The sequence below is a fragment of the Streptomyces recifensis genome (genome assembly GCF_002154615.1).
Taxonomy (GTDB): domain Bacteria; phylum Actinomycetota; class Actinomycetes; order Streptomycetales; family Streptomycetaceae; genus Streptomyces; species Streptomyces griseoluteus.
The window spans coordinates 1-19,990 of the sequence record NZ_MUNH01000215.1; the positions used below are offsets into that span (position 1 = coordinate 1).

Consider the following 19,990-nt stretch of genomic DNA (forward strand, 5'->3'; position numbering starts at 1 on the left):
CGGGGAGGTCGGCGACTGAACCGCAAAGACTTCTTCGCGAAGAACTCTTTGCGAAGAAGTCTTTGCGGAATACCGTACGTCGCATGGCAGATGCAGCGGAGAGGCCGGATGCCCCGGACGGCGAAGAGAACTCGGTTGTCCTGGATGCCAAGGGGCTGCGTGCCCTGGCGCATCCGGTGCGCGTGCAGTTGGTCGGGCTGCTGCGGAAGCACGGCCCGTCGACGGCAACCCGCCTCGCGGAGCGGCTGGACGTGAATTCCGGTACGGCGAGCTACCACCTGCGCCGGCTCGCCGCGGCCGGCTTCGTGGCGGAGGACACCGGGAGGGGGAACGCACGGGAACGGTGGTGGCGTTCGGTCCACCAGCTGACGCGCTTCAACCATGAGGATCTCGCCGAGCGGGAGCCGGAGGCGGCGCTGGCCTACCTGCGGTCGGTGCACAGCGCGTACGTCCTGCGCACCCAGCAAGGGCTCAACGGTCTGCAGACACTCCCCCGGCCGTGGCGGGAGGTATTCGACATGAGTGACGCCACGCTACGGCTCACCCCCGCGCAGGCCCAGGAGTTGCGCAGCGAGATCCGGGCCGTGATCGACCGGTACCCGCGGGCTTCGGGTACGGAGGACCCCCAGGAAACCGAGCGGGTCTGGGTGAACTTCCAGGTGCTGCCGGAAGGCGACATCCCCCCACGGGAGGAGGACTGATGCGCCACGAACAGACCGAAGGCGCCGGCCGGGGGCGGTTACGGCCGCTCGGAGGGGTTCTCGCGGCACTGCTGGTCGCACACAGCGGTACCAGGATCTCGGCCATCGCCATCCCGTGGTTCGTGCTGGTCACGACCGGCAGCGCCACGCAGACCGGTCTGGTCGCGTTCTGCGAGATGGGCCCCTATGTGGTGGTCAAGGCCTTCGCCGGGCCGCCTGTGGACCGGATCGGGCCCCGCCGGATCTCCTGGATCGCGGATGTTGTCAGTGCGGCTGCCGCCCTGCTGATTGTCCTGCTGCACGCCGAAGGCCTGCTTTCCTTCGGAGGCTTGCTGGCCCTGGTCGCGGTCATCGGCACGGTCCGCAGCCCCGGGGACCTGGCGAAGGACGTCATGATTCCGCAGGCGGCCGAACTCAGCCGGGTGCCGCTGGAGCGGGCGACCGGGCTGCAGGGCGTGTTCGATCGACTGGCGGGAACCGTGGGGCCTGCCGCCGGAGGCGCTCTGGTGGGGGTGGTGGGCCCCATGGTCGGGCTGGGCGTCAACGCCGCCTGCTTCGCGCTGGGTTCGCTGATCATCGCCGTAGCGTTGCCCGGCGGCATGGGGCGGCCGCAGAAACACCCCGTCGGGAAGGGGGAGGAAGAGGCCGGGCACGATGCCCACGGGGGCTACTGGCACAGCCTGCGGCAGGGCTTCGCGTTTCTGCGCGGGCAGCCGATACTGCTGGCGCTCTACGCCATGCTCGGGGTCACCAATCTGCTGGACGCCGCGTATGTGGCCGTACTGGTTCCGGTCTGGGCCGCGGGGTCGGGGTACGGTCCTGCCACGATCGGGCTGGTGCTGGCGTCGTTCAGCGTCACGGCGACGGTCGGCAGCCTCGTCGCCGCGGCGGTGGCCCATCGGCTGCGGCGCCGGCCGGTGTTCTTCCTCGGCTGGCTCGTCACCGGGGCGCCGCGGTTCCTGATCCTGACGGCGGACGCGCCGCTGTGGTGCGTGGCGACGGTGATAGGCATGGGCGGCCTGGGGGGTGGCTTCATCAACCCGATCATCGGTGCCGTCACGTATGAGCGAATACCCCCCGACCTGATGGGCAGGGCGCAGGGCATCGGCGACGCCATCACCTGGGCCGGCATTCCCCTGGGCGGGCTCCTGGCGGGCGCCGTGGTGGCGGGAACGGGTCTCACGCCCGCGCTCCTGATCACGGGCGCCGTGTATTTCCTGACGACCAACCTCACGGGCCTGCGCCCGGAATGGCGCGAGATGGACCGCCGGCGCGATGGGAAACGAGCCGAGCGGAGTCCGCACGTCACCCCGGCGGAGTCTGCCTCACGCGTGCCGTGAGGTCCCCCAGCGGAGCCCCATGCTCGCGAGGCCCTGCCTGCCCGAAGGGCTGCTCGGTACGGTAGCTCGGTGTGTGCGCCACGAGGGACGATCGGCCTGCGGGTGCGTCAGATCATCGCCACAAGGGACGGGCTCCCCTAGTCGGAGACATTTTCCCGACCGGACCCTCTGACGCCGTCAGCCGGCTGACCTCGCACCCCAGCGGGTCAGGCGGCGAGGGCTGTTGAGGGCTGCCGCGACGCCGGCGGAAGCCAGGAAGTGCTCGGGTGACTTTCCCGGCTGGTGGGACCGGCTTCGACTGCATAGCGTGATCACATGACCACAGAAATGGCCCGGCCCGCTCTCGACGACCGGCGGTGGAAAGCGCTCGGGGTCTGTCTGACCGCGGGATTCATCTCGCTGCTCGACGTCTCGATCGTGAACGTGGCGCTGCCTTCCATGGAGCGCGGGCTCGGTGCCTCCGAAGCCACCCAGTCCTGGGTGGTGTCTGGGTACGCCCTCGCTTTCGGGCTCGCGCTGGCACCGGCCGGACGACTGGGTGACCTACGGGGCCGCCGCCAGGCGCTGTTGTTCGGCCTCGCCGTGTTCACGGCCGCGTCGGTGGCGTGTGGCCTCGCCACCGGCCCCACCTGGCTGGTGGTGTGCCGGCTGATCCAGGGTGCGGCCGCCGGTGTGGTCGCACCGCAGACCTCGGGGCTGATCCAGCAGATGTTCCAAGGTGCCGAGCGAGCCCGGGCGTTCGGCTTCCACGGCAGCGTCGTCGCCGTCTCCACCGCGGTGGGCCCGCTGGCGGGCGGACTGCTGATCCACGCGTTCGGCACGGCCGACGGATGGCGCTGGATCTTCTTCGTCAACGTGCCGATCGGGGTGGCGGCCCTGGTCGCGGGGAACCGGCTGTTGCCCCGTCTCCCGGTGCCGGACGTCCGCCGGGAGAAGTTCGACCCGTTCGGCGTACTGCTGCTCGGCGCGGGCGTACTCGCGCTGCTGCTGCCCCTGGTGCAGGAGCAGCAGTGGCAGGGGCGGGCGAAGTGGCTGCTGATTCCGGTGGCCGCACTGCTGCTGGGAGCCTTCTGGGCGTGGGAGAGGACGCAGGGCCGCCGGGGGAAGACACCGCTGGTCGACCTCGGGCTGTTCTCCCTGCGCTCCTTCACCCTCGGCGCTCTGATCAGCCTCATGTTCTTCGCCGGGCTGACCACCATCTTCTTCGTCCTGTCCCTGTTCCTGCAGAACACCGCGGGATACAGCGCGCTCGCCGCAGGGGTGACGATCCTGCCCTTCGCGGCCGCTTCGGCGGTCGGCGCGGCCATCGGGGGCCGGCTGGTGATGCGCTACGGCCGCAGCCTGGTCGTCATCGGTCTGAGCGCGGTGGCTCTCGGATTGCTCGGTGTCGTCGTCGCCGTTCAGCTGGCGCCCGGGGACGGCGTGGGCTGGGCCATGGCGCTGCCGCTGCTCATCGGGGGAATCGGGTCCGGACTCACGGTCTCGCCCAACACCACCCTCACACTCACTCTCGTGCCGGTACGACGTGCCGGTGCGGCGGGCGGGGTGCTGCAGACCGGGCAGCGCATCGGATCGGCCGCCGGTATCGCCGTGGTCGGCTCCGTCTATTTCGCGCACGTCGCCAACCACGGCCGCTCCACGACAGCCCTTCAGCTGGGGTTGCTCACCGCCACGGCGATCATCCTCGTCGCCCTGGTCCTTGCGTTGGCCGACCTGCGCGAGCGCCGGGCGCATCCGGGACGCGACGGCCTTGCGGCCGCTGTGCCGCGGGACCTCGGGGAGAGCGGGGCCGGCGAGAAGGCGGGCCGCGGGGCCTGAGGCCGGGCGGGACAACGGAAGTGCGCCGCCCGGCTCCCCAGGTAGAGGTGCCCCAACCCAGGAGCATTCCCCTAAGGATTAACGCCGCGCGTCAACTCTTCGCCGTGCGGGGCCGCCGACGCGTTTCGAACAGGACCATCGTAATCTTCACCGCGGTCGAAATGGTCAGGGCCTGCATGAAGGGCATGCCCATGAGCCACAATGCCACCATCATGGCGGTGAGGACCAGGAACACCGGCAGCAGCATGGTTTCCCTCACGGCGGAACGCAATGCGCTCGCGGGCGTTCGGGGTTGGTGCGCCGTATCGATCGCGCTGACGTGGATCTCTTTCTCGTCCAACTGAGGCATTCTGCGTCCTTCCCGCGGCGTCGTTTTCGCTAGCGAGCCTAGGTACGGCCGGACAGGGCTGCCACCGCTGCTACTCCGACATCACCGGTACACGGCCGGGTACCCGCGCGTCGGCCGTGCGGCTCGGTGGGACGAGCCGCACGGCCGATGTCGGTCCGAGCGTCGAGCGAGGCGGGCGGCGTTCCTCCGCGGCACTCGCTCAAGCGGTACGAGGACGGCCCGGGCGTGCTCAGGCCGGCGCGAGGGCGGGCAGGAGACGCAGGGCGTTCCCGCGGTTGATGTGACCGCGCTCCAGGTCGCCGAGCGCGGGATCCCTGTCCAGAGCGGGAGTCGTCACCTCGGCGACCACGCGGGTGGGGGTCGGCGGCCAGTCGCTGCCGTAGAGGATGCGGGAGGAACCCGCGGCGGCCAGGAGAGTGGGGGTGGCCGACGGGGACATGGGCGCGGCCGTGTCGTAGTAGAAGCGGTGCAGGTAGTCGCGGACGCGGCCGGGGTCGACGGCGGGGACGAGCTGGCGCCCGAAGACCTCGATCCGGCTCGCGATGTAGGGGAGGTACCCGCCGCCGTGCGGGAGGATGAACGTGAGCCGCGGGAAACGGTCCAGAGTGCCGTTCATGATCAGGCTCAGTGCGGCGCGGGTCGTGTCCATGAGGAAGTCGCACACGAACGGCGGTACACCGTCGGGGGCGCCCGAGGGGTTCACCTGCATGGGATGCGTGCTGATCACGGCGGCGCGTTCGTCGAGCTCCGCCATGATCGGGTCGAGCCCGGGGTCGCCCAGATACGTGCTGCCCGTGCTGGTGCGCGCGCTGACGCCCACCGCGCCGAGCTGGTCCATCCCGTGGGTGACGGACCAGCGGGAGAGTTCGGCGTCGTCGAGGAAGACGGGTGTGAAGAAGGCGAAGCGGCCGGGGTGCCGGACGGTCAGGTCGCCGGCGGCCTCAAGGGCGACCTTCGCGCTCTCCTTGCGTGTCCCGGCGTCCTGGAAGCGTCCCAGCATGGCGACGGTGAGGATGCTGGTGCGCGTGCCGGTCCGGTCCATCAGGTCCAGGGCGGCGGCCTCGTCCCACCGGGTCCACGGCGGCAGGCTGTCACGGTTCGCGAACCCGTTCGCCTCGGCCCACCGCACCCATTCGGGGGCGGTGTAGTGGTGGTGGACGTCTATTCGTTCGTGCCGGGCGTCGTCGGCGCTCAGTGCGGTGCCCAGGGCTGTGTCGCCCGGAGCTTGCAGGTCGGTGGTCTCGGCGGCTTGGGGCATGGAGGGGCTCCCGGTGGTGGAACGGTCGAGGGCGTCGGAGACGGGATCAGCGGCTGAGGAGGCCTTGCAGAACGTGCGTCAACTCGTCCTCGGGGTTCGCGGGGAGGTCGCCGGAGCGCCAGGCGACCATTCCGTCGGGGCGCACGAGCACCGCGCCCTGCGGGGTGACGCCGTGCGTGGCGGCCCAGTCCTCGGCACCGGCGTCGAGGGCGGGCGAGGTGTCGAGGTCGAAGTCCGGGCCGGCGCCGGCCCGGTAGGACACCAGGGGGACGCCGAGCTTGGCCGCCGCGGCCTGGGCGGCCGACGGCCACGGCCCGTCCGGAAGTCCGCAGAGCAGGACGAAGGACCGCTCGTACAGGTCGATGGTCGACTTGGTGTCCCCGTTGTGGACGACGGTCATGTGCGGGGCGCGGGTGCCGGGGTCGGCCTGGAGGCGGAGCGTTTCCGGGATGGTCGGCGCTTCGGTGTCCGCGCCGGACACGGCCGTGGAGAGGTAGCGGTAGCCGAGGGCCACGGTCATCAGGTCCGTGCTCTGGTTCGCGCCCTGCGCGGCGGCGTAACCGGGGTGCTCCTCGCGTGCCGCCTGCTCGATGGCACGGGCGATCGTGGCCAGGGCGACGGGCCGCCGTTCGTTCTCGTAGCTGTCCAGCAGGCCCTCTCCCGCCCAGCCGTGCAGTACCGCGGTGATCTTCCAGGCCAGGTTGTGGGCGTCCTGGATGCCCGTGTTGGATCCGAACGCGCCGGTGGGGGGCATCTCGTGGGCCGAGTCACCGATGAGGAAGACGCGGCCCTGCCGGTAGCGGTCGGCGACCCGGTCCGCCGCGTGCCACGGGGCGCGCCCGGTGACCTCGACGTCCAGGTCCCGTACGCCGGCGGCGGCCCTGACGTGGTCCGCGATGCGGGTGTCGGTGAAGTGCTCGAGCGTCTGGCCGCGCTCGGGGAACCACGGGATGTGGAAGACCCACTTCTCCTCGTTGTCGACGGGCAGCAGGACCCCGTCGCCCTCCGTCCCGTTCAGGTAGCAGACGAGGAAGCGCTGGTCGCCCACCACCTCGCTCAGGAGCTTGCTGCGGAAGGTGACGCTGACGTTGTGGAACAGGTCGCCCCCTCCGCTCTGTCCGATGCCCAGCCGCTCGCGCACGGGGCTGCGCGGTCCGTCGGCCGCCAGGAGGTAGGCCGTGCGCATCGTGTACGTCCGGCCGCTCTCCCGTTCGCGCAGCTCGCAGGTCACGCCGTCCCGGTCCTCGGTGAAGGAGACCAGCTCCGTCCCGAAGCGCACGTCCCCGCCCAGTCGACGGGCGTGGTCCAGCAGGACCGGCTCCAGGTCGTTCTGGCTGCACGCGCACCGCAGGGTGGAACACAGGTCCTTCTCGGGGGGCTTCCCGCCGGTGAGCCGGGCCGAGAGCCATCGGCTCTGACCGCCCGACAGTTTGTCCGTCTGCATGATGCCGTGATTGCCGGACAGATTGGCCGCGGCCTTTCTGATGTCCGCTTCCAGGCCGGCCGTGCGGAACAACTCCATGGTCCGCATGTTGTTCCCCCGGCCCCGGGGGTGTTCGGAAGTGGCGGCCCGGCGTTCGGCGACCATATGGCTGACGCCCAGTCTTCCCAGAAACACCGACGCGGACAGTCCGACGAGCGAACCGCCCACGATCAGTACCGGCACCATTTCTTTTTCGCGCGTGTCCACGGCCCGTCCTCCTTCAAGTGACGCAGCGGTAGTTCGGGCAGCGATTCGTATGCATGGCGACCCTGGCTCCGAACCTGTCACAGGCCCCGGGGGTCGGCAATCGAGCCTTCCCCCGTACGGCGCACTGCTTTTTCCGCTTCCGTGCCGTGCCGACGACATAGGTCCGCGTCAGGGTGAATCGCGTTTTCCGGTTCCGAGTGGCGTCAATGCATTCCAGCGTTGCAGCCGATACGTGCCACCGTGGGAAGAGAGAAGAGGGGCCGTCGATGACTCAGATGCAGGAGCAGGAGACCGCGGACGAGACAGCTCGGGCGGTGGACGCGGCATCCCGTGGTTGCCCGGCGTACCGGGCCAACCCGCACCCCCTCTACCAGCACTTGCGAGAGAACGCGCCGGTCTGCCGCATCACCCCGCCGCACGGTGTGGACTCGTACCTGATCACCCGGTTCGAGGACGCGAAGGCCGCCCTGGCCGATCCGAGGATCAGCAAGGACATGTACGCGGCCATCGACGCCTACCGGTCCATCTTCGGCGACTCCTCCATCGCCCTGGACGACAACATGCTGTTCGCCGACCCGCCGAAGCACTCGCGGCTGCGCCGGATCGTCAGCAAGGCGTTCGTCCCCCGCCGTATCGAGGCGTTGCGCCCACGGATCCAGGAGCTCACCGACACACTGCTCGACGACTGCTCCACGCAGCAGCCCGTCGACCTGCTGTCCGCCTTCGCCTTCCCGCTGCCCCTACAGGTGATCTGCGAACTCATCGGTGTCCCCGAGGAGGAGCGGCAGGAGGTCCAGAAGTGGTGCAGCGTCGTGGCGCGCACTGGTTTCAGCAAGAAGGACAAGGACCGGCTGGCCGAGGCGGAGAACACCCTCCGGGAGTACTTCGAGGTCCTGATCGCCCGTAAGCGCAAGGCCCCTGAGGACGATCTGCTCAGCGTCCTCATCCAGACCCGGGACGAGCAGGAGTCGCTGACGGACGGTGAGTTGCTGTCCACGCTGTGGGTGCTGCTGTTCGCGGGCCACAAGACGACCGCGTACCTCATCGGCAACGCCGTCTACACCCTGCTCACCCATCCCGAGCAGCTCAGGCAGGTGATCGACTCACCCGACCTCCTCCCGAACGCGATCGAGGAGATCATCCGCTACGAGGGCTCGGTGGAGAACGCGACCTTCCGCCACGCCCTCGAGGACATCACCATCGGGGGGACGCTCATTCCCAAGGGTTCGCTGGTGCAGATCGCGGTCACCTCGGCCAACCGGGACGCCGCTGCGTTCGAGAGCCCCGACACCTTCGACATCACCCGGGCGGGTGTGCAGAGCAACCACCTGGGCTTCGGCACGGGGCCGCACTACTGCCTCGGCGCACCGCTGGCGAGGATGGAGATGCAGATCGCCCTGGCCTCGCTCTTCCGTCGCTTCCCGGACCTCTCCCTGGCCCTGCCGCCGGGCGAGGCCCAGTGGCTCACCGTCCCCTTCCCCGCCTTCCGGGGCCTGACCGAGCTGCCCATCGTCCTGGACCCCTCCCAGCTGCTGGACGACGTGGCCGGGATGGTCGACATCGCGTGACATCACGGGCGTAGCCCGCGACCCCGGCGAAGCGCGCTGCTGGTACGGCCGGCGCGGCGCCGGGGTCGCGGCGCGTTCGAACGTCGCTCGTCCGCAACAGGGAGGGCTTGCGAGCCCCACAGAGGACGAACGGTTTGCTGCTGATGACCCATCGGGTCCTCCCTCCCCACGCGGGTGGGCGAGTTGCTGTGACGCTCGGTCATGGCACCAGCGGCACCGGACGTTTTGCGGTCCCTCTCGGGCCTCTCCCCCAGCTGCGCAGACCTTTCAGCCTCGGCGTAGGTCGCTGACGGATTCGCCGAACTCGCGTTTCAGGGCCCTGCCGAGGTGTTTGGAGTCGTGTACTCCCCAGCGCGCGGCGATCGAGGCCGTGGAGATTCCCGAGTACGCGGGGTCGCGGAGATCCCGGCGGATCCGCTTGTGCACGTTCCAGTTCTGCACCGGCGTCCCGCATGCATTGGTCCGGTCGGCGTTGACGTAGCTGGAGTCAGGACAACCTCCCGTCGCCTAATTCTGGAACGTGTTGACCACGTCCGTCGGCGCGGCGGTGCCAGTGCCGGCGCCCGACACCACGAGGCGGGGGGCGACGTCGATTGTCCACGACGTCGCCTGCTTCCTGACCAGCACGCGTGACAGGTCGACCCTCCGCCTCGCACGCACCAGACACCGCGAGCCCTGCCCTCCGAGCAGACGACGCTACTTTGCGGACACCCCTCAGCACTCCCCTTCGCCGGAGGCGAGGACTTCGCGCTGCGCGGTCTGTGCGACGCGGGCGAGCAGCGTCCGCAGGTGCTCGGTGTCCTTGGGGTCGAGGTCGGTGAGGAGGCGCGCTTCGGCGGCGCCGAGGCTTTCGCGTACCTGCGCGAGGCGGGCGCGTCCGGTGTCGGTGATGAGGACCTGGCGGGCGCGACGGTCGCGGGGGTCGGGCTTGCGGGTCACCAGGTCATGGGCTTCGAGGTCGTCGAGGAGGTAGGTCATCACGGTGCGGTCGAGACTCACCTCTTTGGCCAGGGCGAGCTGTGACGGCGGCTCGTTGCCGCCGGCCAGGGCGACCAGGACCAGGTAGCCGCGTGCTCCGCCGGGCAGGTCTGCGACCGAGTCGGTGGCGACGCGGCGGAACGCCGTGGAGACCATGCGGATCGCCCAGCCCAAGTCGGTGTCCAGCGCCAGGGATTCGGCCTCGGCCCGCGGCTTCTTGTTCTGGGACGCGGATTCATTCACCCGCACATCGTACTCCATACGCGCAGCGACAGATGTTCTTGCTAACAGAACATCTGCGATGCATAGTGGATGCCGGAAGGGCGCCGACGAAACCCGTCCGCGCCGAACGCACCACGGCAAGGAAGATCACCATGACCACCAGCACCGTTTTGCAGGGCCGCACCGCACTCGTGACCGGAGCCACTTCGGGTATCGGAAAGGCCATCGCGCGGAGCCTGGCCGTCCAGGGCGCGGACGTCGTCCTGCACGGCCGCGATCAGGGCCGGGGCGATGCCCTGGTCAAGCAGATCGCGGCAGAGGGCGGCAGTGCCCGTTTCATCGCCGCGGACCTCACCGACGCCGAGGACACGCTGCGCCTGGCCGCCGAGGCCGGAGCGGTGGACATCCTGGTCAACAGCGCGGGCCTGTACGAGTTCGCCCCGACCGCGATGACCGACGCCGCGAGCTTCGACCGGCAGGTCGCGGTCAACGCGCGCGCCCCGTTCCTCCTGGTCGGCGCGCTGGCGCCCGGTATGGCCGAGCGCGGCCAGGGCTCGATCGTGATCGTCGGCTCCAGCGCGGCCCGTATGCCCGCTCCCATCGGCGCCGCCTACGGCGCCTCCAAGGCGGGGGCCGAGATCCTCACCCGCTACTGGGCGACCGAGTTCGGCCCGTCCGGCGTGCGGGTCAACACCGTCTCACCCGGCCCCGTGCACACCGAGGGCACCAAGGCCATGCTCGGCGAGCACACCGCGATGCTGGACAAGGCCACCGCCCGTGGCCGCGCCGGAGACCCCGGCGAGATCGCCGAGATCGTCTCCTTCCTGGTGAGCCCGGCCAGCTCCTACGTCAACGGCGCCGTCCTGTTCGCCGACGGCGGTGAGCTCAGCGCCCTGCCCTCCTGACGGAGCCTCAGCATGAAGATATTCATCATCGGAGCCACCGGCTTCGTCGGCGGCGCCCTCGCCCGGCACCTGTCCGCCCAAGGCAACAAGGTCACCGGCCTGGCCCGCACCCAGAGCGCCGCCGCCACCCTCGCCTTCCAGGGCATCACCTCCGTGGCAGGCGATCTGGACGAGCACCGCCCCACCCTCATCGAAGCGGCCGAAGACGCCGACACGGTCGTCTACGCCGCCCATGCCGGACCGGAACAGGAGACCGCGACCGTCCAGGACCTCGTCCGGGCCCTGACCGGCACGGACAAGACACTGCTCTTCCTGTCCGGCAGCGGAGTGCTGGTACAGCGCACCGCGGGCGCCTGGAGCCCGGACGTCTTCACCGAGGACTACCCGGTCACACCCGACCCCCTGGCCGCCTACCGCAAGGCCGCCGAGGACACCGTCCGGGCCGCCGCCCAGAACGGCCTGCGCGCGATGGTCGTCCGGCCCGGTCTGATCTGGGGACCGGGCGATCACGGTCACGTGTCGATGGTCTACCGGTCGGTCGCCGCGACAGGGGCGGGCTGCTACGTCGGCGAAGGGCTGAACACCTACAGCCACGTCCACATCGACGACGTGACCCGCCTGTTCTCCCTCGCCCTGGAAAAGGGCCGGCCCGGCGGGCTGTACCACGCCGTGGCCGGAGAGGCCCCCAACCGCTGGATCGCCGAACGCGTCGCCGCCGACCTCGGCGTCGAGGCACGCAGCCTCACCCCGAAGGAGGCAGCCGATGTGTGGGGCGAATTCGGCGCCCTCGTCATGTCCGTCTCCGGCCGCATCCGCGCCGTCCGCGCACAGCAGGACCTCGGCTGGCAGCCCGAGCACACCGACATGCTGACCACGATCGGTGAAGAACGCCTGCGCCGCCTTGCCACCCCCGCCGGGTAACCACGACTTCGCCATCGCCACGCGTCACCCGCGGCGGCGGAGCCACGCACCCCGAAGGGCCTCGATACGGCCTTTTCTCAGTACACCTGCTCGACCACTTCTCCGACGAAAGGCCTCTGCCATGAGCACTGCCGACTGGCTTCCCGACGGCTTCACCGTGCAGCAGATCGACACCAACCGGCCTTGGCCGGGCGCGGTGGCGTCACAGGGCTCCGGCGTCCCGGGCCGTCCAGACGCTCGGGTAGATCGGCCGGAAGCCGAGTTCCCGGCGGATGCGCTGGTTGGACGTGATCCCGAGCCACGGGTCGGGGTCTGTGAGCTCGTGGAGCCCTGCGGGCACCTCGACGCCGTTGAGCTGATAGAGCTCGACCGTCGTGACGGGGGCGTCGTCGGCGATGTTGTAGATCCGGCCGGCGATGCCCGGCGCGTACAGCAGGCGCATCAGTCCCTGGGCGACGTCCGCGTGGTGGGCCATCTGCAGGCGCTGGTGCGGCGCCCAACGGTCAGCCCAGTGCAGGACGTCGGCGAGGTGCGGGTCGCCCTCGCCGTAGACGAAGGGGAGCCGTCCGATGCGTACGTCCAGACCCTCGAGCGCGAGCAGTTCGCGCTCGGCCTCCGCCTTGGACTCGGGGTAGGCACCCCACATCGCGCCGCCCGGCCGGCTCTCGTCCTCCTCGGTCAGCGGGCGGCCACGTCCGACGCCGTACACGTTGTTTGTGCTGACCTGCACGAACCGCTCCACTCCCAAGGCCTGCGCGGCGCGGCCCAGGGCCACCGCGGCGTCCCGGTTGACGGCCCATGCCTCCTCGTCCGGCACCCCGCGGAAGGAGGCGGCGACGTTCACGACGGCGTCCACGCCGGTGAGCGCCTTGCCGAGTGTCTCCTCCTCGCGCATGTCTCCTACGGCGACCTGGGCGCCCAGTTCCGCGAAGCGCTCGCCGCGGGCAGCGTCCCGAACCAGGACGCGCACCTGCTCGCCCGGCCGCTGCTGGGCCAGCAGCCTCGGCACGAAGCGGCGTCCGACCTGTCCCGTCGTACCGGTCACCAAAGTCAGCATGATGTGCTCCTCACGCACTGCGTCGCCTGTGGTCGACGACCAGCCTCGGCGGATGCGGAGACGAGGGGGAGAGACCTCTTCATCAGGGGACCGGGAGTCCCTGGATAAGCCGGCCCGTCCCGCGCACCCTGGAGAGGTGAACCGAGTCGAACTCGCCGACTTCCTGCGCCGCGCTCGCGCCCGCCTGGTCCCCTCCGACGTGGGCCTCGCGGCCGGCGCCCGCCGCCGTACGCCGGGGCTGCGCCGCGAGGAGGTGGCCCAGCTGGCCGGCATGTCCGTGGACTACTACACGCGACTCGAACAGTCCCGCGGCCCGCGTCCGTCCCGCCAGATGCTCACCGCGCTGGCCCGCGCCCTGCGCCTGACGGAGGACGAACGCGACCATCTCTTCCACCTCACCGGTGAACAACCGCCGCGCCGGGAGGAGACCAGCACCCACGTGCGCCCGGGTCTGCTCCTGGTGCTGGACCGGCTGCATGACACCCCGGCGATGGTGGTGACCGACTGCGGCGAGGTCCTGGCCCAGAACGCGCTGTCGCGGGCGCTCAGCGGAGACGTACTGGCCCGACCGCCCCGAGAACGCAACCTGATCCGCCGCTTCTTCCTGGACCCGGTAGTCCAGGAGCTGTTCCCGTCCGAGGACCGCCCGGAGCGCGCCCGCGAGCAGGTGGCCGGCCTGCGAGCGGTGGCCTCGGCCCGCCCCACGGACCCCGAACCCGCCGCCCTCGTCGCCGAACTACGCGCCACGAGCGCGGAGTTCGCACACCTCTGGGACGAACACGAGGTCGCCGTACGCCGCGCCTCCACGAAGCGCTTCCGGCACCCTGCGATCGGCGTCCTCGAGCTCGACTGCGAGAACCTCGTCAACTCCGACCACAACCAGCAGCTCGTTGTCCACACGGCACGGCCGGGCACGGAGTCCTACGAGCGCTTGCAGCTGCTGCGGGTGGTGGGCTTGCAGGAGCTGACGCCGACAGGCTCCTGACCACGAGCGTGCCTTCGAGCGCCCTGTCTGCCGTGCAGGTGAGCCGGGTCGGGTCGACGGGCTCCTTGAGGTGGCCGTTCGTCTCCCAGCGGGCCTGGCGTACGAGCCAGGGGTCAGCCTGACGGTGAGGCGGTCCAGGAGGTGGGTGCAGTCGTTCGCATCTTCCGCCAGGCGGATGATCATGTCGTTCACCCGTTTGCGGACCGGAAAAGCGCCGGGCACACAGCCGGGAGCTGCGGCTGAGAACCCCCACCCGCGGGCACAACACCGCAGGTGAGCGGGCCGGTAACAGGGGGATACGGCCGCGCGGGTGCCGGACGCCGCGCGCCCGGCGTCCGGCACCCGCAGGGACGTGGCGGAGGTGGCCGCCACGCGCATGGGCCAAACTGGGACCCCGGCCCGATTCCGGCGGGCCGGGGCTCACAGCATGTGCTCGGTTACGGCCTAGTAGTCGTCGTGGTGGCGCTTGACGACACGGAAGCTGGCCACCACACCGTTGTCGATGTCGATGCCCTCGCTCCAGCCCGGCTTCACGCCGTAGCTGGAGCTGTGCGGGCCGACGGTGGCGATGGGAGCGCCGTTGTCGCAGACGGCCCCGCGGAAGACCTCGACGGCCTTGCGGCTCTCGTTGCGGACGTTCAGGGTCTTCGCACCCAGGCCGCTGACCACGGTGATGCAGTCACCGGGGTGCGTGGAGTACGAACGCTCGTTGATCTGGATGCGGCCCTTGTAGTCGCCGCCACCGCCCTCGTTGTTGTCGTCGTCGTCGTCCCAGTCGTTGCCCTCGTTGCCCTTGCCCTCGTTGCCCTTGCTGTTGCTGTTGCCGTTGCTGCTGCTGTTGCCGCCCGGGTTGCCCTTGGCGGTCCCGCCCTGCCCGCTGCCGCCGGAGGCGGCGGCGACGGCGGCCGGGGCCTCCTGCGGCGCCGCAGCAGGGGCGGCCGAGGCGTACGTGATACCGGTCGCAGCCATGGCCGCGGCAGCCGACACAGCAGCGGTGATCACGGTGGAACGAAGCTTCATCTCACGATCTCCTGTCGCACAGAGAGGGCGCCGACCCGTCGGACCGGCTCGTGAATGAACTTACCTACAGCCGACATGACCGGCATATCGGAAGATCAGGACTCAGCTCCAAACAGGGCATTCTTGGGCCCTTTTCAGAAACTGATGGAACATCACATCACATGACTACAAATCCGATTGACATACTATTAAGCCTTCCAGGTGACATTCTGACGCCTTCTCACTCGCGTAATCACGGCGAGTCGCTGCGGACCCGATCAACGGAGCCGTGCTAGCCGGGGCAGCGCCAGAGCCCGGCGACGGGCCGCACAGCGCGGCATCTGCCCGCCACGGCCCAGGGGAAGAGCAGTCGTGGAAACAGTTTCTGACGGTGCCGGCGGTGCCTGGGGGATGCGTTCGGCACCGCCGTTCCAGCCAGGTAAACGGCCAGTTCAGGCGGCCTCGTGGCGGGCCGGCGATGTCCTGGCTCGAAGGATCGGATCATTGCGCAGGCGCAGGAAGGTGACGAGCAGAGCGAGCGCCTGCACCACGGCGCACGCGCCGATGAGCCCGTCCAGGTACGGCGGCGGAGTGAGGGCGAGCAACACGCCCGCGACAGGGAACGGCAGCAGCAGGAACAGGACGGTCAGGGACAGGGTCGTGCCGAAGGCCGCAGGTGGGATGACCTGCGAACGGACGGTGCGCAGGACGACGGTAAGTCCTCCGTCGGCGGCCATGAAGAGGGCCACGAGGGTCACGTAGCCGGGGTAGGAGAGGGCCTGCGGCACGGCAAGGCAGGCGGCAGCCGCGACGGATGCGCTGATGACGCCGATCCCCCACAGGCCGAGCCGGTCGAGACCCGCCCGGCAGCAGGCGACCGCGGCCAAGGTGAGAACAGCGGCGATGGACCAGAGCGCGCCGGCGGCGGCCGGGGAGCGGCCGAACCGGTCCTCCACGATGATGGGGCTGGCCGATTGCAGCAGTCCGAGCATGAGGTTGGAGCAGGCCAGTCCGGCCACCAGCCGTCGCAGGGACGGCAGCGAGCGCAGGGTCCGCCATCCTTCCCGCAGGCCGCCGCCCGGCGCCGGTCCCCCGTGGCGTGCGGCACGCAGAGGAGTGGGCGGTGTCTGCAGCGCGAGTGCGGCGGCCAGGAAGGACAGCACGCTCAGGCACGCCAGCATGAGAGTCGGGCCGGTGAGCAGCAGAAGACCGCCCAGAGCCGGGCCGATGACGGTGGCGGTCTGGTCGATGCCGATCAGCACCGACTGCACCTTGTGGGCCTGCCTGTCGGTGCGGCGGCTGACGATGGCGCCGACCGCCTCGTTGGCGATGAAGCTGAACTGTGTCAGCGCCCCCGTCACGGCGGCCAGTGCCATGACGGTGACGGTCTCGACCGCACCCGGCGGCAGTGCGACCAGCGCGGCAGCGGCGCCCGCCACCAACAGGGCGCGGGTGAACGAGGCGAGGAAGGACACGATCGCCGCGCCACTGCGGTCCACCAGGGCGCCCGCGAAGCCGAACGCGGCCACCCGAGGTATCCACTCCAGCGCGAAGGCCAGGCCCGTCAGAGACGCGGAGCCGGTGGTGGCCAGCACGACGAGAGGCATGGCATAGGTGGACATGGAGTAGGCGAGGCCGTCGCAGATGCGTGGTGCGTAGATCTGCCGGAACAGGCTGCCTGTGGGGATGGCGGCGTGCCGACCGGCCGGCTGGGCCTCGTGCGGGGATACGTTCAAGACGTGGGGGGCCTTCACTGGGCGGGCGTGGACGGACGGCTGGGGCATTGTCCGCTGCTCACGCTGAGGAGAACGTCACAGTCCCCCCAACCATGGGCGCGGCATGACGGTGCGCTGCGAGGTCCACACGGGCGGCCCCGCCACCGGGGGGTGTGAACGAGCCCGCACCTGTCTTGGCATCGCCCGCGTAACTCCCTTGGCATGCAAGCAGCGTGATCCGCCGGGAGGCATTCTGTTCAGCGCGCTGCGGGGCCCGCACGTTACGGGTGGCGGTACACGTTCACAAGATCACCACTGAACCGGGATCCTCTGCTTCACATGTGGTCGCACGCTGGGCGCCCGAGTCGGCTCGGCCCAGGCGCCGGCCGGGCCCGTGGGGACGGCGTCACTGGGGGTTGGCTGACGCCGCTTTGCCCATGTTCGACACCACGGGCGGCAGACGCGTGCAGCGGCCCCGCAGACAGGAGGAGCAGGGTTCCACTGCTGGGCCTGCGGGGCCGGTGCATGACTCACCTACCCTGTGGGGCGTCCGATACGCCCGATCCCTCCCAACTGCCCGTACGGGCGGTCTTTTACACGAGTGGGGCGCGTTACTCGCGCCCGGGCGTGTCCCGTCGTCCAGGCCTCCAACAGCGTGTTCCACTCCCTGCGACGCATCTGCGACGGATACGCCGACGGCGCTGCCGACGGCGGTCCGGAGGATCGCGCCCGCTGGGAGGCACGCGGCAAAGCAGCCGCCAAGATGCGCACGCTCATGCGTGAAGACCTGGGCGTCGGCCCCCTCACCGAACGCCACAGCCCCCTTCTCGACGACTACGGCCACCCTGCCGCGCAGTAGCGAGCTGCCCCGCGCCACTCTCCTCTGTCCGCCGCTGAATCGGCCTCGCAGGGCGCAGCTTCCCTCAGTGCACCGTGACCGATGCGGTGGTGGCCGATCCATTGGTCCAGCCGTAACGGTGGGCGGTCACCGTCACCGTGACCTTTTGGCCCTTGTCGGCCTTCACCAGCAGGTAGGTGGACTTGGTAGCCCCGGTGACGGCCTTCCCGTTGCGTTTCCAGGTGTAGGTGTACGAGGTGGCCGTCGGCGACCAGGTGCCGTGTGCGGCGGTCAGGCGGTAGGCGACCTTGGCGGTACCGCTGAGAGAAGGCGCCTTGGTGGCCTTCAGGGCAGGGCCGGCGGCGACTGTGACGGCTTGTGCCGTGGAGTTGACCGTACCGGCACCGTTGCTGACCGTGATCCGGCATGCGATCTTGTGGGCGTAATCGTCCGGGATCAGGGTGCGGGTGGTACCGGTGGCGCCGGAGACGGTCTTGCCGTCACGCAGCCATGACCATGTGGCGGTCGCGTTGTAGCCGGCCCAGGCGGCGGAGCAGGTCAGCTTGGACCCGGTACGGGCGGTGCCGGTCACCGTTGGCTGCTTGGTGATGCTCGGCTTCGTCAGCAGGGTCTGCGACCGGCTCCACACCTGTGAGGTGTAGCGGTCGGAGGAACCAGGGGCGTACAGGGCGGTGCGTCCCAGCACGGTGGCCCGGCCGTCCGGTCCTGTCGCCACTTCGCCCGTCAGGGCGTCCATGTCGGGGACGTCCGCGACCGGTGTGGCGTTGAGCGCGGTGGCCTTGCTCCAGGAACCGCCGGTGCGGACGGCCCACTCCAGGTAGTGGTCGTTGCCGTTGTCCATGCCGGGTGTCTGCGGCCACACGACGTGTACGGTCCCGTCCGCCCCGATGGACGCGTCCACCTGCCAGTCGACGTAACCGGTGGACAGCGTCTTCGGAGCGGACCAGACGCCCGTGCTCGCGCTGCGGGTGACGGCCTGCACGATCGGCATGCCTGCGCTACCGGTCCAGCCCGCCCACACGTAGGTGATGTCCCCGTTGGGGGCGGTGAGGGGGCCGCTGTCGTCGTTGTCCTGGACGATCGGCACGGCGGTCTGGGGGGATCCCCAAGTGTCGGCCGGAGAGGCTCTGGTGAGGGACTTCAGCGTCTCGACCCCGTTGGTGGCACTCTGGAACAGGACGGTGGTGGCGCCCCCGGCGGACATCGACACCTGGACGTCGGTGGACTTGGCGTCCGTCCCCGGCAGGGCGGCCGGGGTGCTCCAGTCTCCGCCGGCAGTGGCCCGGGTCACGACGGAATCGACGTTGGAGTCAGTGGTCCTGTCCCAGGCGTCCCAGACCGTCGTGGCCGCTCCGTCGGGGGCCACCGCGAGGGAGAACTGCTCGATGAAGCCGTCGGAGAAGGTTCCCAGACGGTGAGGCGTCGACCAGGCCGTCGCACCGGGGGCGAGCGTGGCCGTCATCGCCTCGTAGTTCCAGCCTCCGTCGCCCTGCACCCATACGGCCGTGACGGTGCCGTCCGCCGCCGCGGCCAACTGAGGCATCGACAGGTCCATTCCGGCGTAGGACGTGAGCGTGACCGGATCCGACCACCGGCCCGTCGCCGGTCCCAGCCGACCGAGACGGCGGCCAGCGAGCCGTCGGTGTAGCTGCCGGTCGTCCAGGCCGCGTCGGCATGCCCATCGGCGGTCACCGTGAGCGTGGCCGGGGCGGTCTGGTTGTCGCTCGTGAACAGGGTGTGGGGAGCCGACCACGTGTTGCTGCTCGCAGGCCTGACAGAAGCCTGGATGTCCCATGTGGTGGCACCGGCAGCCTTGTTGCGCCAAAGGGCGAACGCGGTGCCGTTCCCCGCCACCTTGACGTCGATCAGGCTCTGCTGGCTGCCGGCGCCGGACAGACCGACCGCGGAACCGAAGGGGCCGGCCGACGCCGTGTAACCCGCAGCGGTGGCAGGCAGCGCGGTGCCCACCGCGAGTACCGTCGCCGTTGCCGCTGCGCACACGGCCGCGGTGGTTCGTGGTCCGGGTATCTTCAGTGCCATGGCAGCTCCTGTCTCGGACGGGCATGCCTCTGACGCCCGACAGTGCGTTCGGACCTTGCTGGGAGGGCTGCGATCCAGCGGAACCGCGTCCGGTCGATGCCGGGCGCCGGCACAGTACGTGGCCCGCCCCCGCCGCCACTGTGTCCCCGCCGTCGAACGCGAAGACCGACACTACCCAGCAGACTTCGCACTTTCACCGGCCGTCGAGGCAAGAATGATCAAATTCTCACCGCCACGGAGAGACCCTCGTCCGGCCATCTGGTGATGCGGCACGCCGGCAGGCAACGGCGCCGGATGGACTCGGCTCTGTTCACGAGGGGCGACGGCGTTTCCAAGGTGCGTCGGGAAGCACAGGAGTGCCTGTCGGAAGGACGGCAGAGCCATGACCATCAACCGACCGGAGAACCTGTTCGAGGGCATGACGCCCGCCCAGTATCAGGAGACCCTGCACGACTGGACAACGACGCCTGGCGCGCCGCGTACGAAGGCGTCGCCCCCGGTCTCGCCGCGTACCAGCGCGATGCCATCGAGGTTTACGCCACCACCCGGCTGAGCAGAACGGACTCCCGCATCCCGGTCACCGGG

Annotated in this window: 17 protein-coding genes; 9 read left to right on the forward strand and 8 right to left on the reverse strand. The window is 70.0% G+C overall.

Annotated elements, in window-relative coordinates; translation table 11 throughout:
• The first annotated feature begins 83 nt into the window (after positions 1-83).
• The 3 genes from CCN33_RS12855 (at position 84) to CCN33_RS12865 (ending at position 3,859) form a co-directional block, all read left to right on the forward strand.
• On the forward strand, positions 84-701 hold the full coding sequence (locus tag CCN33_RS12855) for an ArsR/SmtB family transcription factor (RefSeq protein ID WP_086693764.1): 618 nt from the start codon (positions 84-86) through the stop codon (positions 699-701).
• The gene (locus CCN33_RS12860) at positions 701-2,041 is read left to right on the forward strand and encodes an MFS transporter (RefSeq protein ID WP_086693765.1); all 1,341 of its coding nucleotides are present in this window, start codon (positions 701-703) and stop codon (positions 2,039-2,041) included. The genes CCN33_RS12855 and CCN33_RS12860 overlap by 1 nt, the downstream gene beginning before the upstream one ends.
• Before the next feature lie 315 nt (positions 2,042-2,356).
• On the forward strand, positions 2,357-3,859 hold the full coding sequence (locus tag CCN33_RS12865; protein ID WP_086693766.1) for an MFS transporter: 1,503 nt from the start codon (positions 2,357-2,359) through the stop codon (positions 3,857-3,859).
• Between the two features lie 91 nt (positions 3,860-3,950).
• Here CCN33_RS12865 and CCN33_RS12870 read toward each other — a convergent pair whose 3' ends face one another.
• From CCN33_RS12870 to CCN33_RS12880, 3 genes are all read right to left on the reverse strand, one after another.
• Positions 3,951-4,199 carry a hypothetical protein gene (locus tag CCN33_RS12870; RefSeq protein WP_140394525.1) on the reverse strand — a complete coding sequence of 83 codons (249 nt, stop codon included), beginning with the start codon at positions 4,197-4,199 and terminating at the stop codon, positions 3,951-3,953.
• Between the two features lie 238 nt (positions 4,200-4,437).
• Positions 4,438-5,466 carry an amidohydrolase family protein gene (locus CCN33_RS12875; protein WP_086693768.1) on the reverse strand — a complete coding sequence of 343 codons (1,029 nt, stop codon included), beginning with the start codon at positions 5,464-5,466 and terminating at the stop codon, positions 4,438-4,440.
• 46 nt (positions 5,467-5,512) lie between these two features.
• Complete coding sequence (locus tag CCN33_RS12880; protein ID WP_086693769.1) at positions 5,513-7,135, reverse strand: FAD-dependent oxidoreductase; 1,623 nt, start codon at positions 7,133-7,135, stop codon at positions 5,513-5,515.
• A gap of 287 nt (positions 7,136-7,422) precedes the next feature.
• Between CCN33_RS12880 and CCN33_RS12885 the strand changes: the two genes are divergently transcribed.
• Positions 7,423-8,724, forward strand: a complete 1,302-nt coding sequence (locus tag CCN33_RS12885) for a cytochrome P450 family protein (protein ID WP_086693770.1) — start codon at positions 7,423-7,425, stop codon at positions 8,722-8,724.
• A 714-nt stretch (positions 8,725-9,438) separates the two neighbouring features.
• On the opposite strand, the gene CCN33_RS12890 is transcribed toward CCN33_RS12885, so the two are convergent.
• Complete coding sequence (locus tag CCN33_RS12890) at positions 9,439-9,945, reverse strand: MarR family winged helix-turn-helix transcriptional regulator (RefSeq protein ID WP_244173778.1); 507 nt, start codon at positions 9,943-9,945, stop codon at positions 9,439-9,441.
• 131 nt (positions 9,946-10,076) lie between these two features.
• On the opposite strand from CCN33_RS12890, the gene CCN33_RS12895 reads away from it, so the two are divergent.
• Both CCN33_RS12895 and CCN33_RS12900 read left to right on the forward strand, forming a co-directional pair.
• Positions 10,077-10,829 carry an SDR family NAD(P)-dependent oxidoreductase gene (locus CCN33_RS12895; protein ID WP_086693772.1) on the forward strand — a complete coding sequence of 251 codons (753 nt, stop codon included), beginning with the start codon at positions 10,077-10,079 and terminating at the stop codon, positions 10,827-10,829.
• A gap of 12 nt (positions 10,830-10,841) precedes the next feature.
• A complete protein-coding gene (locus tag CCN33_RS12900) occupies positions 10,842-11,750 on the forward strand; it encodes an NAD-dependent epimerase/dehydratase family protein (RefSeq protein ID WP_086693773.1) in 909 nt (302 codons plus the stop codon).
• A gap of 202 nt (positions 11,751-11,952) precedes the next feature.
• Here the strand turns inward: CCN33_RS12900 and CCN33_RS12905 are convergent, their stop codons facing one another.
• Positions 11,953-12,807: an NAD-dependent epimerase/dehydratase family protein gene (locus tag CCN33_RS12905; protein WP_086693774.1), complete on the reverse strand. Its 855-nt coding sequence runs from the start codon at positions 12,805-12,807 to the stop codon at positions 11,953-11,955.
• Between the two features lie 136 nt (positions 12,808-12,943).
• Between CCN33_RS12905 and CCN33_RS12910 the strand changes: the two genes are divergently transcribed.
• The gene (locus CCN33_RS12910; protein WP_086693775.1) at positions 12,944-13,792 is read left to right on the forward strand and encodes a helix-turn-helix transcriptional regulator; all 849 of its coding nucleotides are present in this window, start codon (positions 12,944-12,946) and stop codon (positions 13,790-13,792) included.
• 444 nt (positions 13,793-14,236) lie between these two features.
• On the opposite strand, the gene CCN33_RS12915 is transcribed toward CCN33_RS12910, so the two are convergent.
• Both CCN33_RS12915 and CCN33_RS12920 read right to left on the reverse strand, forming a co-directional pair.
• Complete coding sequence (locus CCN33_RS12915; RefSeq protein ID WP_086693776.1) at positions 14,237-14,812, reverse strand: hypothetical protein; 576 nt, start codon at positions 14,810-14,812, stop codon at positions 14,237-14,239.
• 431 nt (positions 14,813-15,243) lie between these two features.
• Complete coding sequence (locus CCN33_RS12920; protein WP_086693779.1) at positions 15,244-16,527, reverse strand: MFS transporter; 1,284 nt, start codon at positions 16,525-16,527, stop codon at positions 15,244-15,246.
• A 634-nt stretch (positions 16,528-17,161) separates the two neighbouring features.
• Here CCN33_RS12920 and CCN33_RS12925 point away from each other — a divergent pair.
• Positions 17,162-17,365, forward strand: a complete 204-nt coding sequence (locus tag CCN33_RS12925; protein ID WP_244173779.1) for a hypothetical protein — start codon at positions 17,162-17,164, stop codon at positions 17,363-17,365.
• A gap of 64 nt (positions 17,366-17,429) precedes the next feature.
• Here the strand turns inward: CCN33_RS12925 and CCN33_RS12930 are convergent, their stop codons facing one another.
• A complete protein-coding gene (locus CCN33_RS12930) occupies positions 17,430-18,908 on the reverse strand; it encodes a hypothetical protein (RefSeq protein WP_140394526.1) in 1,479 nt (492 codons plus the stop codon).
• 879 nt (positions 18,909-19,787) lie between these two features.
• Here CCN33_RS12930 and CCN33_RS33510 point away from each other — a divergent pair.
• Positions 19,788-19,958 (forward strand): hypothetical protein, encoded by a 171-nt coding sequence (locus tag CCN33_RS33510; protein ID WP_208621737.1) that lies wholly within the window; start codon positions 19,788-19,790, stop codon positions 19,956-19,958.
• Positions 19,959-19,990: the final 32 nt, after the last annotated feature.

Excerpts from the sequence above, each read along its gene's own strand:
- CCN33_RS12855 (WP_086693764.1), top strand. The coding sequence starts at position 84 with ATGGCAGATGCAGCGGAGAGGCCGGATGCCCCGGACGGCGAAGAGAAC.
- CCN33_RS12860 (WP_086693765.1), top strand. The coding sequence starts at position 701 with ATGCGCCACGAACAGACCGAAGGCGCCGGCCGGGGGCGGTTACGGCCG.
- CCN33_RS12865 (WP_086693766.1), top strand. The coding sequence starts at position 2,357 with ATGACCACAGAAATGGCCCGGCCCGCTCTCGACGACCGGCGGTGGAAA.
- CCN33_RS12875 (WP_086693768.1), bottom strand. The coding sequence starts at position 5,466 with ATGCCCCAAGCCGCCGAGACCACCGACCTGCAAGCTCCGGGCGACACA.
- CCN33_RS12880 (WP_086693769.1), bottom strand. The coding sequence starts at position 7,135 with ATGGTGCCGGTACTGATCGTGGGCGGTTCGCTCGTCGGACTGTCCGCG.
- CCN33_RS12885 (WP_086693770.1), top strand. The coding sequence starts at position 7,423 with ATGACTCAGATGCAGGAGCAGGAGACCGCGGACGAGACAGCTCGGGCG.
- CCN33_RS12895 (WP_086693772.1), top strand. The coding sequence starts at position 10,077 with ATGACCACCAGCACCGTTTTGCAGGGCCGCACCGCACTCGTGACCGGA.
- CCN33_RS12900 (WP_086693773.1), top strand. The coding sequence starts at position 10,842 with ATGAAGATATTCATCATCGGAGCCACCGGCTTCGTCGGCGGCGCCCTC.
- CCN33_RS12905 (WP_086693774.1), bottom strand. The coding sequence starts at position 12,807 with ATGCTGACTTTGGTGACCGGTACGACGGGACAGGTCGGACGCCGCTTC.
- CCN33_RS12915 (WP_086693776.1), bottom strand. The coding sequence starts at position 14,812 with ATGAAGCTTCGTTCCACCGTGATCACCGCTGCTGTGTCGGCTGCCGCG.
- CCN33_RS12930 (WP_140394526.1), bottom strand. The coding sequence starts at position 18,908 with ATGCCTCAGTTGGCCGCGGCGGCGGACGGCACCGTCACGGCCGTATGG.
- CCN33_RS33510 (WP_208621737.1), top strand. The coding sequence starts at position 19,788 with ATGACCATCAACCGACCGGAGAACCTGTTCGAGGGCATGACGCCCGCC.